6 protein-coding genes and 2 pseudogenes are annotated in these 13,850 nt (G+C 40.7%); 3 read left to right on the top strand and 5 right to left on the bottom strand.

Going from position 1 to position 13,850, the window contains the following annotated elements; genetic code table 11:
• Together L654_RS01000000126610 and L654_RS0122165 are read left to right on the top strand one after the other, a co-directional pair.
• A pseudogene (locus tag L654_RS01000000126610) lies at nt 1-852 on the top strand (TRAP transporter large permease); the annotation flags it as partial.
• 190 nt (nt 853-1,042) lie between these two features.
• Nucleotides 1,043-2,062, top strand: a complete 1,020-nt coding sequence (locus L654_RS0122165) for a LacI family DNA-binding transcriptional regulator (protein WP_024609071.1) — start codon at nt 1,043-1,045, stop codon at nt 2,060-2,062.
• 602 nt (nt 2,063-2,664) lie between these two features.
• Here L654_RS0122165 and L654_RS1000000128425 read toward each other — a convergent pair.
• The 4 genes from L654_RS1000000128425 to L654_RS0122150 form a co-directional block, all read right to left on the bottom strand.
• Nucleotides 2,665-3,339 (bottom strand): hypothetical protein, encoded by a 675-nt coding sequence (locus tag L654_RS1000000128425; protein WP_225305792.1) that lies wholly within the window; start codon nt 3,337-3,339, stop codon nt 2,665-2,667.
• On the bottom strand, nt 3,299-4,381 hold the full coding sequence (locus tag L654_RS1000000128420; RefSeq protein WP_225305791.1) for a hypothetical protein: 1,083 nt from the start codon (nt 4,379-4,381) through the stop codon (nt 3,299-3,301). The genes L654_RS1000000128425 and L654_RS1000000128420 overlap by 41 nt, the downstream gene beginning before the upstream one ends.
• Nucleotides 4,372-8,805, bottom strand: a complete 4,434-nt coding sequence (locus L654_RS1000000127095) for a pectinesterase family protein (RefSeq protein WP_139016125.1) — start codon at nt 8,803-8,805, stop codon at nt 4,372-4,374. Before L654_RS1000000127095 ends, L654_RS1000000128420 begins: the two co-directional genes overlap by 10 nt.
• 78 nt (nt 8,806-8,883) lie before the next feature.
• Entirely contained in the window at nt 8,884-11,853 is a 2,970-nt protein-coding gene (locus L654_RS0122150; protein ID WP_024609070.1) for a TonB-dependent receptor, read from the bottom strand.
• Nucleotides 11,854-12,044: 191 nt separating this feature from the next.
• On the opposite strand from L654_RS0122150, the gene L654_RS0122145 reads away from it, so the two are divergent.
• Entirely contained in the window at nt 12,045-13,502 is a 1,458-nt protein-coding gene (locus tag L654_RS0122145; protein ID WP_024609069.1) for a hypothetical protein, read from the top strand.
• Between the two features lie 41 nt (nt 13,503-13,543).
• Here L654_RS0122145 and L654_RS0122140 read toward each other — a convergent pair.
• Nucleotides 13,544-13,850 (bottom strand): annotated as a pseudogene (locus L654_RS0122140) (alpha/beta hydrolase); the annotation flags it as partial.

Raw genomic sequence — 13,850 nt, 5'->3', positions numbered from 1 at the left:
CAGCCACTACGGGCATGTTAATACCACCGAGTAATATTTTAATTATCTATGCCATCGCCAGTGGTGGGGTGTCGATTGCGGCATTATTTATTGCTGGCTACTTACCGGGAATTTTAGTGGGGCTGGCGTTGATGATTGTTTGCGCTATTTACTCTATTCGCAACAATTACCCTGTAACAGCAAGACTGCCATTTAACATTGTGATGAAAAAAATACTCGCAGCTTTGCCAAGCTTATTGCTTATTTTTATTGTTATTGGCGGNTGTATTTACCGCAACTGAAGCAGGCGCTATTGCCGTTATTTATGCTTTAGTACTGTCGGTATTTATTTACAAAGAAATCAATATAGTTGAAATGCCCGCTATATTACTAAAAGCTTGTGAAACAACGGCTATTGTAATGCTGATCATTGCCGCGTCATCGGGCATGTCGTGGTTATTGTCATATACACATATTCCACAGCTGGTCAGTGAGTTCTTTTTAACACTCAGTGATAATCCGATTTTAATCTTGTTGTTGATCAACCTGATTTTAATTTTGGTTGGCGCGTTTATTGATATGACACCTGCGGTATTGATTTTTACACCGATCTTTTTACCGGTAGCTGAGCAATTTGGTATGTCGCCGATTCAATTTGGTATTATGATTGTATTAAACTTATCAATTGGCTTGGTGTCTCCGCCAGTTGGGAGTGTGCTGTTTGTCAGTTGTGCGGTGGCGAAAACATCGTTACATAAAATAATTAGGCCAATGATGCCGCTGTATGCTGTGATGTTTTTAGTCTTGATGTTGGTCACATATGTACCGGCAATCAGTGAAACGTTACCGCGTTTATTTGGTTTAATCGAGTAACTAACCTGAACTTAGGATAATTTATTTGTCAGCGTTTAGATCAACTTAATCAAACAAATCTGTGATGGAGCTCTACAGCTCCATTTTTCTTTTAAATCAAAGTAGTCAATGTATAACAAGAGCTGACTAACTACTTCTATGGATCTACGGTTAGTGTTAAACTTTGCAATCATCCTAAATAGGAACTTTTATGTCAGTAACGATTAATGATGTAGCTAAGCTGTGCGGTGTTTCAAAGCGCACAGTTTCACGTGTGATCAACCGCTCTCCCGCTGTGGGTGAAGCGACGCGGGAGCGAGTGCTTAAAATTATCAGCGAAGTTGGTTTTTCTCCTGACAAACAAGCACGGGGGCTGGCATCGAGTCGTTCTTACTTATTAGGTTTAATTTATGATAACCCCGATGCATTGTATATTGATCAGGTGCAACGAGGTGCATTAAGCGTCTGCTCTGAACTTGGCTATGAATTGGTTGTTCATCCTAGTTACTCTAAAAGAGCTGAATTTATTGATGATTGCCTGTCATTTATCTCTCGCTCTAAGCTTGATGGCGTGATTATTTTACCGCCAGTATCTGAGAACAAAGAGTTAGCTGCAGCAATTCGTGAAGCTGGTTGTCCTTATGTGCGCTTAGCATCGGTAGATTTAGATGATGCTGATAACATTGTGGTCTCAGACGAACGCGAAGCAATGAAAGAAATGGCCAGCTACTTGGTTGAACTTGGCCATAAAGACATTGGTTTTATTTCTGGACCGCAAGTTTATCGTTCTTCAATCGAACGCTTAGCCGGCTTTTTAGCTGAACTGCAACAATGTAATGTGCAACTGCCTGGAAATCGTATTATTGAAGGAAAAAATAGTTACGAAAGTGGTATTGAATGCGCTATGACGTTGTTAAGCACTGAACCAAGACCAACGGCCATTGTTGCTAACAACGACGAAATGGCGGCGGGGGTATTACGGGTTGCCAGTAATTTAAATATCAAAGTACCAGAACAGCTATCAGTGGCAGGTTTTGATGATAATATTTTGGCTTCACGGATCATTCCATCGCTAACGACTATTCGAAGACCGGTACAAAATATGGCATGTTTAGCGGTGCAAAAACTCATCAATAAAAGCCAATCGACACAAAGTGAAAAAATTAAATTAGATGACGTAGTCACCCCTTATTTAGTAAAGCGTGAATCTACCAACAGATGCGCTAAATAGTACCGATTAACCCCCCTCATAATATTTTTGTTACAGGCATACAAAGCGCCTTACTGACAGTAGGGCGCTTACTTCTATCCGTAATCCAATGATAATTTTTTGATTTAATTCATGAGTTAATTAAATTTGAGGAGCACCTTTGATAAAATAGCATGAAATATCGGTGTTAAACGAAACGGCCGATATGCTGCCTAAAGGATAAAATGCATAGCGCTCGTTTTTAATATCTGGAACATTTTGAGCGCTGTAAGCACCGCCTGATATCAATCGTATTAAGTTACTGACCATTTATAGCGACAGATAAATACAGTGATAATAAGGCAGAAATTTTGATAGGGTGTTCTTGGCAATTGCTCCTGCATTACTCTGCATCTATGCAGTCGTACTTGAAAAATTACTAACTCAATTTAATAACGTTAACTTCATGCCCTCGCTCTTTGACCGCAGCGCCTGTTAATCTCTTTGTGAATTATTAGCTTGAAGATTTTATTGCACAAAGAGAAAGGAATGATATGTATAAAAAAATACCCTTGCTGTACGGGGCGAGGGTATTGGTAACTATCAAATTGTGTGAAAGCAGCGCTTGGCTTCTCTCATTACAACTATTGGATGGTTATTTCATCCAATGTGATAGTTGCTTCACTTTCCGTTCTGAGAGTGATGAATGAGGTAGCTGTGGCTACCAACCCATCGACGGTGTACGTTTGACCTGGGACTAAGTCTTGAAGCTGTACTGAGTAGAACTTCGATGAACCACCGTGGATTGAATTAGCGCTACCAGAGGTGTTGTTATCTACATATATTTGGAAGCTTTTTGCAGTATTGCCTGCTACAGTCACGACTTTAAAGCTCACTTGATAACTGTTACTTAAATCAAGTAACCCCGTGGTGCTTGCATCTGCTGAGGTTGTACTAACCGCAGGGGTAGTATTCGCTATACTAATGCGTGCCCCTGTCATGGTTAATTGGCCTGCTGATACATCAATAGCGCCTGTTACACGGTGGAACAGCGGCGTACCAGATCCAGCTAAGCCCGATAAGTCACGATAACTATTACTAAAAAACTCGTCCGTATTCGCTGCAGCAAAATTTTCAGTAAAGGGTAACCCAAGCGGCTCTTGAACAGGTGGCTCACTTGGCGCTGCAATGTCAGGGATGTCTAAATCGCTTTGATCCGTTTTACCAATGCCGGCATGGGCAATAACATGCGCTTTAACATCCATTACTGGTGTTAACTTATACTCGTAAGGTGCTTGGTATGAGCTGGTGGGTGTCATACCAGTAGCAGTAACCTCTGCAGNCAGCCACATCACCCCAAGTAACACCTTCACCTAGGTAGTTACCCGAGGTATTCCAATAACCAATTACTTTTGAGTAAAAAGAGACCACAGGATTTTTAGTATGCTCAAAGTAGTTATTCTCAATATGTAGCTCTGCGCCCATCCGTGAGTTAATCGCGCTAGAGGTGATATTGTTGTAATAGTTGTTGAATATATGACCTTGACCAAATCTAAACAACGGAACACGCGATATGATGTTTTCAAAGCGGTTATGGTGAAAGGTAATATGACGATTCTTGTTGCTGCTCGAGTCATCATCACTGTGACCATGGAGTGACGTTTTCCAGCTATCGTGAATATAGTTATATGAAATGGTAATGTTTTCAGCACCCGATTTAGAATCGATTAAACCATCATAATAATCTTGATCAACATTTAACGATGAATAGAGTTCGTTATGATCAATCCAGATATTCGCGGTAGGTTTATTTTCATCACCTTCAATCGAAATACCATCTTTACCGCCGGTAAGTACTTCATGGATTTTTAAGTTTTGGATAATGATGTTATTAGCACGACGAATAGCAATGCCGATACCACTTAGCTCACCACGATCTGCCACACCAATGATTGAGATATTATCCATATCTTTAATTTCGATAGAAGGATTATCGCCGCCACTGTTTGCATCAGTAATGACACCATCGACATAAATAGTCACTGGAACACCTGATGATTTTGCTTGTTCTAAAGCCGATTTAAGCGCTGTGCCATTATCAACGGTCACTACTGTTCCACCTTCGCCACCGGTTAGGCTAAAATTATAACCAGCAAAACCCAGACTATTATTCACCGGTGTTATTGCAATTGGCTCATCTGGCAAGATTGGGATAGCGAGTGGTTCAGGTGTCCAACCTTGGCCATCATTAAAGCTTGCAAAAATAGCGTTACGCTCAAGTAAGTTAACCACGTCGCTGTCTTGCATAATGTAACCACCAACACGGGCACTTAAATCAAGAGTATTACCTGCTAAATCCATGCTGCCATACNGCCACTGGTAGCCGTTGCAATTTCTGGATTTGGTGCAGGTTGACTGTTAACTCCTTGCACAGCCCAACCTGAGGTTGCAATGTGAGTATCAAACTTATTATTGATAAGCGTAACATTATCAAAATATGTGTCACTGCCACCACTGCGTGCAATATAGGTTGAATTATCTAACACATTATTGCCAATTGGTCCTGGGCCATGAGTAAAGCGGTTATTTAAGAAGATAAAGCCAGGATCTGTTTGCACAGGTACGCGGGCTTGTAACACATAACCACCTGATGAGTCTTTAGTTGGATCACCATCTTTGGAGTCACCAATAGTGCGAATTTCACTGTCTTCAAATAATGCAGTGACCGGGTAGCCCCAAATAAAGTCAACATTACCTGCAACTAAGCTATTGTAAAACCAAGTGTAACCTTTAAGTAATAGGGTATCTTGTTCGCTAATAAAGCTGGCATTATTAGCCACTAAACGACCATTACTATTAAAGTAAATAGTTTCAGCTTGGTTTGAATCAACATTGTTACGCAAGTGGGTGTTTTTCAATGTTAGGTTGTTGATCACTAACATATCCGCACCTTCAACTAAGAATACACCACGACCGCCGCCCGGTGTGCCAGAACCTATAGGCGCACTGCCACCTGAGCCACCATTGAGTGTTTCGTAGTTTTCGTACTGAATAGTAGTATTGTCTTGGCTTTGCCCTTGTATAGTTACGTTATCTTTATTACGTAAGAATAGCAGTTCATTATATACACCATCTTTGACTGAAATGGTGGTTTGCTCATCTTTAGCAAGACTTGCCATTGCAAAGTTAAGTGCACCTTGCACGGTTCTAAAGTCAGCTACACCGTCATCATCAACCAGTAGTTGATTGCTTGCCGGCGTTGTCACTTTAGTGGTGAACGTCCATTGGCTATTATCACCGAGGCCAATAAAATCAGTACCGTTGAGTTGTGCGCCCAGTACCACATCATCACCAATGACAACACGATAAGTATGGCCATATTCAAGCACATTATTGTGCGGTTTAATGGTTAAGGTATTGTCTTCAATCGTGAGCGGGTAGTAGTACACAGAGCGCAATCTATCTTGGCCTGTGTAACCAATCACATCGACGTTTTTACCCACTTTGAGGGTATCAACAAGCGTGTTTTCGTTTTGTTTATAAATACGTATTTCACCTAAACTACCAAACGTAGGGGCGTTATCAAAAGTAATCGATAATTGGGTATCAACAAATTGGCTATCGCTAGCAATCGCTGGCATCACTTTATCTGTTAAATCACCATAGTCAGCGGTTGGCATAACAAAACCTTCTGCAACAGAGACTTTAATAGTACGCGTAATACTTGGGTCTGAATCCGATACAAATGTGACCGTTGCATCGCCTGCAGCAATCGGTGTAAGGGTGATCGCATTTCCATTGATTGCAACGCTCACCACTGCTTCATTGCTTGAAGTGACCGTGTAGGTGCCGGCTGTGATACCGTCGTTTTTAATCGCTGTAACGTTGATCAACAATGGATCCATACTGGTACTTGTGTCCCAATTAGGCTCTTTGTAATCAAGGGTTAACTGAATTGGCTTGATGCTAGGGTCGCCCACTTTTACATCATCAATTTCAAACGAACGATTATTCGTAAACACACCAATTAAGCCACGCGCTGTATAGCTGGTATCAGCCGCAGAGCCCATTTTCTCACCATCTAAGTATACGGTAAGTTGATCATCAATCATTTCAAAGCGAGTGGTGTACCAAACACCATCTTCTGTTGCTCCTTTTTCACCGAGTAAGATTGGTGATTTTGTTTGCACTGGACGCGCAATCGACCCTTCGCTACTAACGGCAACTTCCACTTGCGTACTGCTTGATGAGTTTTGCACATTTAAACCACCAGCGTACCAATTACCGGCATTTAAATAACGTGCCATCAAAAAAATCTGCTTATTGGCCGTGGTAGAGTTCTGACGTGGGCGAATTTTCGCTTCAACAAAGTAGTTACCTGTGACAGGCACGTTTGCCATAGCTTCTTCAGTAGCTAAAATTAGCTCGCCACCAGCACCGCCTGCGGTGTATCGCATCATGTTATTACCCATGATATCAAGTACATCAAACTCACCCATTGGGGCTTCAGTGTTATCTGGCTTGGCTAAAACTTGCCAATTATTTAAATCACCATTGGCAAAATCATCACAAAAATACAGTTCAGGTGCATCCGTGCAGCTAAATACAGATGGATCTTTAACATACTCAACTCTGAGGTTATTGATAACCACAGTGCCACTTGTTTCGGTACGTAACTGTAAAAATGAGTTTTTAGTCGCAAGCTTTCCGGGCACTGTTAAAGTTTGGCCAGCAGTAAGCGAGTTGATCAATTCATTATAAAAACGTGAGTCATTACCATGGATTGATTTAGAGCTGCTTGATGAGTTGTTATCCACATAAATTTGGAATTTATTATCACCTTCAGGGTCACTTATACTGACAATATCCATCACTACTTGATAAGGACGAGACAAATCCAGCGCTCCACTGGTGGTGGTATCCGTTGCTGCTGTTTCAATACCCGGGGTGGTGTTACCTAATGTGAAACGACCTCCATTAAGTTCTAATCCAGTATCAATCACAGTGACTGAGCCGCCTGTTTTGCTAAACATTGGGATTTCATCGCCGTTAGTATCAATAATTTTTTGATGTTCAACAGAGAAAATATCCGCAGTAAGTGCGGTAAAGTCAGTGGTAATTGGTAATTCTACTGTTGGGATCTCACCTTGAACCGGTGGTTCAACAGGTGGCTCGACATCTGGTACGTCGGTTGCCACTGTTTTGATGGTTAAGTTATCAATGACAATCATTGCCGCTGAATCAGTGCGTATTTGGAAATATGAATTTTTAATCTCAGGATTTAAAATACCGCGGGCATCGATATTAGTCAGATCTGGGCCAGTATTTACATCTTCGCCTGGAGTGTAGGTATATGAAAACCGTTGACCTGCAGGGGTATTGCTTTCGTTTATGTCTTTACCATAAAACTTTGAAGCACCGCCATGCACTGAATTACTTTGACTGGCAGTATTATTATCAACATACAGGGATAATCCACCAGCACTATTATGAGAAATAATATCAAAGCTAATGGTAAACCCTTCGCTTAAATTATAAATCCCCACACCTGAGCTATCAGTCGCTGTTGATTCTTTGCCGGGCAGGGTATTACCGATGGTAATACGGCCGCCTTCAAGAATTAGTTGGCCTGCTACATCGTCAATTTTTGCGCTACCGCCACTTTTAAAATATAACGGGCCGCTGCCTTGCTCATCCGATAAGCTTTTATAGCTCGATGAGAGAAATGTTTCAGTGTCAGTATCAAACTCTTCAATTAAGACTAAACCAGCTTGCTGAGCTAAATCGTTGAGTTTGACTAACTCTTCTTGGGCTTGTTGTTCGGAGAACACTAAAATATTGTTTTTAGCATCATCATTACTATCACAAGTAAGCACCAGTGTTGCCAATGCGTTTGGACCGCTTGTGGCACAAACACTATAGGTGTTATTAACCGTATTATGAGAGCGAGAAATAATATACTGGGTTGTAGCAGATTCACCTTCACCTGAGATCAGTGCTAGTACACGATTACCGAATAAAAACGAATAACGGCCTGTTACTGTTTCGCTGCCACCCACTACTTGGCTGAATGTTCCACTAAGGTTTGATTCATCAACGGGCGTTAACATCAACTGTGTAATAATTGCCTCACTGCCTTGTACTAATGGGTTATACATTGTTCCGCTAAAATCGGCAGTATTAAATGCTAAAGGTTGCGTGCTGTTGTATTGCTTAAAAATAAAATCAACAAAGTGCACAATAGCCTGATCAGCTGGAATTAAGGTACTATTAGCTGAACCTGCATCAGCGAGCCACGCATTAACATTCGCCTCAAACTCATCGCTACTAAAATAGTCCGTAATCGTTTGCCCTTCTGCTAAAGTCATAACGGCTGTTTGTGCTGCTTGCTCGCTGATGGTGATGCCATTGCTAGGATCACCATCAACATCTAGTGACTGTAATAAACGCAAGCTATTAATAACAGCAGGATGAAACACGGTATCTGTCGAAAACAAAGCAAGTGGAGTTAATACATTGGCGGCAGAGACCGTAGGAAAGGTAAGTGCACCAATTGAGAAATCGATAGCTTCACCTCTAAAGTAATCGAATTGTCCATTTGCGTTTGTTACACCATTGCTTATTGATGGGCTGTTGTAGGTTAAACCAGCAACAGGGCTGTCAACAAATATCCCTTGCACTGGTGGTAACGGAGCTTCTTTGACATTGATAGAACTATCTTCACCGCAGCCTGCTAAAATCGCGGTGATCAGCAAACACGATGGTATTTTTATTGTATTATTCATGCATCCCTCCAAGGATGAAAGCGCGTCATTAACGCGTTAATTGTGTGTGAAATTAACGTTTTTCATTATTAGTAGCTGTTAATAAAACTTATAATTCATACCTAACTGGAACGTACGACCATAATCTTCACGTTGATAGAGGATTTCACCACCGGATAAATCATTACCTTTGAAATAACGTAAATCTGATTCATCGGTTAAGTTAATCGCGTCAAAATACACGCTGAGGCTTTTCGTAAAGTCATATTTCACTTTCATATCAAAGGTTAAGATATCGTCTTGGTAGATATCAGCCCATGACTTACAGGTATGTGGGTCTGATACAGAAGCTGATACGGGACAAGAGCCAACCTCTTCAAGAATATCTGAGCGGTAATTACTAATTAGACGCAATGAGAATGACTCATCTTCCCAGCCCACCGCAATATTACCGGTAACGTCAGCCTGACCAGGCAGTGGCATTTTATCATGACGAATAGTGGCATCGAGCTCAGCTTCACTTTTTACAAATGTCATATTACTTTGCCAAAATAAGCCATTCTCAAAGAACTGGTTGTAACTCAATTCAATACCATAAACAGTCGCTTTATCGCCGTTTAAAGTTATATCGACCTGATTAAGAACAAGATCTTGTGGAATTGCAAAGTCAGACACTTGATTAACTGGTAAAGTCAGTGGCAATTCGTCTATCCCCATTTGAATACCGGTGACATCGACGATGAAGTTATCGATATTTTTGTAAAATACCGCAGCTTCCATAAATAACTCTTTTGATGGATACCAGCCAAATGATGCATCAAAGTTGTCAGATGTCATGGCTACTAGATTAGGATTACCAACTTGTACTGCGTTATCGGGTCCTAAAATATAACCTTGAAGGTCAATGGCGCTCTGTCCATCTGGCGAGCTGTAACAGTTGTTCGTTGTTGGATTGCATAAGCTTATGTCGTCATCAAACTTAGCAAAACCACGAGCTTGTTTAAAAGAAGGCCGGGTGTAACTGGTCCATAATGAAGTACGTACCAAAATTTGATCGCTCGGCTCATAGCGAACATGAATACTCGGGAAAAACTCACTATAGGTAATTGACGATTCAGGTAATGGGATTGCTAAATCAAGCATTTTGTCATTGCCAAAATCCCAGTCATCGTTTTCAAGCGACATAAAACCAGTTGAAGAAAACTCAGTATGCGCATAGCGTACACCGGTAATAACACTGACTTGCTCTGATAGCTGCAGCTCAGTCATAATATAAGCTGCGTAGGTATCTTCGTATAAGGTATAGTCTTCTTTGGTGCTGTCAATTGACACCTCGCCACCGGTGGCACTGTCGCGCGTAATTTTAGTTGAGTCAACTATGTAGTCAAGGTCTTCGTTGCTAACAAAAGGATAGGTAAATAAGCCACCCTCAGGAACCGCAAAGTTATAATCAGTAACATTTGAGTTGGCGACGGTAATACAGGTTTCATCCGTTCCACAATCGAGTGGGTTTATTGCATAGCTCCAGCGATCTTTATCGCGGAAATGTTCGCGTTCGTTGTAAGTACCACCAATTTTAATAAAATTAAGATACTCAATATCAAAGTCTTTTTGCAAGTTTAGCTTGATACTTGTGACTTCATCAGTGCGTACACTGTCTTCCATAAATAAGTTGTCGTATTCCATATTTGATAAATCGCTGATATCACCATCGGCTTCACCGGCAAAAACATCATTGTCTGGATCTAACGCAAAACCACCTAGGGCAGCAGCTTCTTCAGGAGTAAGCACCTGTGCAACAATATTGTTTTTAGTTGCTTGACCGTAGACGATATTCTCACGCTCACGAAATTGCACGCGACGATCACCCACAGATTTATCATCTGTTTTTGAATACGCATATTCATAATCTACGCGTAAAGTGTCGGTAATATAGTTTTCACCACCGATACTATAATTGGTTGTAGTCGTTTCACCTTCCTGAATGAAATATTGGTTGTAAATATCGATATCAGACAGGACAAACTCTTTTGTATCAGCATTTACATAAATAATTTCATCTGCTTGGTCGCCATTATAAAAGTTATAAAACTCTCTTTGTGCTACGTCATCATCAGTGTAATTAGAGTAGTTACCTCGTATGTAATAAAAACTGTTTGCGGTTGGCTTAAACTCAACATTTAGAGTTGCGGTGGTACGTGTTCGGTCAGCTATTTCACGGCGGTTTTCGAGTTGCGCGGGGATCAATATTTCAGGTGCCACACCTAATTGCTCTTCACTGAGGCCAATGCCACCTTGTAAAAAGTTTAATTCTCGAGTGCTATGATGGCGTACCTCATCTACTTGATTTTTCCTATCTTCATAAGAAAGTGCAAAACCAACGCCTATTTTTTCTTCTAAGAATAGCTGTGTGCCATCAAGGCTAAACTTCGGCGAGTGTTCTTCTCTGAGTTCACTGTATGAATTTTGCAGCTTCATTTTTAGGGTGTTTTTACCACGGTCATATGCTGAGATAGCTTTGACGTTTACTGCTCCACCTATCGAATTTAGATTCATATCAGGGGTAAGGGTTTTAAATACTTCAATGGCTCCTAATGAATCACTAGTGATGCCATCAAGGCCAATTTTACGTTCATCACCCGCACCAGATAGTTCTGCACCATTCATGCTCACCGATACGAATTTAGGGCCTAAGCCCCGAACTGCAATATATTTACCTTCACCTTCACTGCGCTCTAAAGTGACACCTGGTATCCGACGCAGTGACTCAGCAACATTTTGGTCAACAAAGTTACCCATGTCATCCGTGGTAATCACAGAGCTAAACGCTTTGCTGTCACGTTCCATAGCGCGTGCTTTTAAATCAGCTTGGTAAACACCCGTTACAGCTATTATTTCTATATCGTCTTCAACAATTTGTGCTGATTTGGTTGGTTCTTGTTCAGCATTGGTTGTAGTTTTTTGTGTATTATTTTCTACCTTTGGCTGTACAGGATCGGCCGTTTGTGCATAAAGTGGCATAGCTACCATTAATGCTGCTGCGATCGTGCTTAGTCTCATGCTCTTCATCTTTGTTCCTTTTCCAGGCTTTTAATTGTGTGTGCAAGATATGCGATTCCCGTTGATTTAAATCCCAAGCTTGCCACCGGTGGCAAAGTGGAATAACATGAAGTTAACACTGTATTAATAAAACTGTCAATTTACATATTGACAATTTTTTATTTTAACCAGCATTAAAAACGAAATAGCCAAGGAACATTATGCAAGTTCTGAAGAATAATAATTTAAACTATCTCAATATCGTAATACTAAGCATCATTACTGTGTTGACGGTTTTTGTTTCGACTAATTTATACTCTGCACAAGTCAATACAACATTAGCTTTTCCAACAGCAAAAGGATTTGGTAAATACGCAACAGGAGGAGTTAATGGCACGCTTTATAGAGTGACTACATTGGAAGATAATTTAGATAAGCCGCAACCAGGCAGCCTTCGCTATGCAATTGTTCAAAAACATCCTCGCACTGTCGTATTTGTGGTATCGGGTGTGATCAAATTGGAAGGGGAACTTAAAATATCTCATGGTAATATAACAATCGCGGGGCAAAGTTCGCCAGGTGGGATTGCCATTGTTGGTGCTCCTGTGACGGTCTCATCCGCAGATAATGTGATTATCCGCTATATGCGCTTTCGCTTAGGCACATTTGGCTATGCTGATGATTCATTAACGGTGCGTAATAGTGAGAATGTCATTATTGATCATTGTTCATTGAGTTGGTCGGTGGATGAAACCGCGAGCTTTTATAATAACCATAACTTTACGTTACAAGATTCAATTATTTCACATAGTTTAAGCCATTCAATTCACCCTAAAGGCGATCATGGTTATGGTGGCATTTGGGGCGGGGCAAATGCGAGCTTTATTAATAATATAATTGCCAATCATGCCAGTAGAACTCCTAGGCTCAATGGTCATAGGCTAAAATCACCGTATTCACAAAATGAAGAGTTTGTTGAGCTTATCAATAATATTATTTTTAACTGGGGACATAATAATGTTTATGGATCAGAAAATGGTCGCTTTAACTTGATTAATAATTACTATAAGCCGGGTAAAGCAAGTAAGATCATGCAGTTTGCTGATATTTGGTATTCCCCAGAGATCAAAGAAAATCAGGCATATATTATGGGTAATGTACTTGAGAATAACCCACAACTGACTGAGCATAATTATTTAGGTGTAAATTATCGCAAAGCGGTTAAAGCAAAACGCACTATTAGTGATGAAAATAGCCAGTGGTTAAGTGATCAAGCAATCATTACATCACCCATGCAAACAACGATGGTTTATGTTAATGCAAAGCAAGCATTTAGTGATGCCATTAAGGGGCAACATATAGGTGCAAGTCGTAATGCACATGGCTATTTCCATGACAGTATTGATACGCTTGTTTATCAACAGCTCACTGATAGTGTCACGATAAAGAAAAATGGTTTGATTGATCATGAGTTTGAGCTAATTGGTAATTGGGATGCATATAAACAGGAATTTACAGGGGCTCCCGCAATCGTTGATGCTAATGAAGATGGTGTTGCGGATGACTGGTTCAAACAGCATCAGCCGCAATTAAAAAATGCAACTACAGCACAGGTTTTGCAGCAGTACTTAAATTCACTTAGCAACAAAGAAAGTAAAAGCTTTGATGACTTAAAATAACCATTAAGCCATCAAGACTTTAATTTTAACAACAATAATGATCAATGAGTTTTAGCAAATTGTACTGTTAAAAAGTCATCAATAACGGTGGTTGTAGGCGTTAACCACGGCTGGAATAACCAAAATGAATGCGGCGCATCATCGAACTGGTAAACTTCACTGGGTATATGTAACTGTTGCAACTTTTGTATTGCGCTGTCTCGACCTGCACGAAAGCGTGGCACTGAGCTATTAATGAAAAGTGTTGCAGGCGCGTTTTTATCAATATAGAAAATAGGCGATGCGCCGCGCCAACGCTGTGGGATAGTTTCATACCTACCCCCCAACCACTTGCTGGCTGAAGTGACG

The organism is Pseudoalteromonas sp. TAB23 (genome assembly GCF_000498075.1).
In the GTDB taxonomy this organism is placed as follows: domain Bacteria; phylum Pseudomonadota; class Gammaproteobacteria; order Enterobacterales; family Alteromonadaceae; genus Pseudoalteromonas; species Pseudoalteromonas arctica.
The sequence above is the reverse complement of the archived record's forward strand: the minus strand, read 5'-3'. Positions and strand labels throughout refer to the sequence as shown.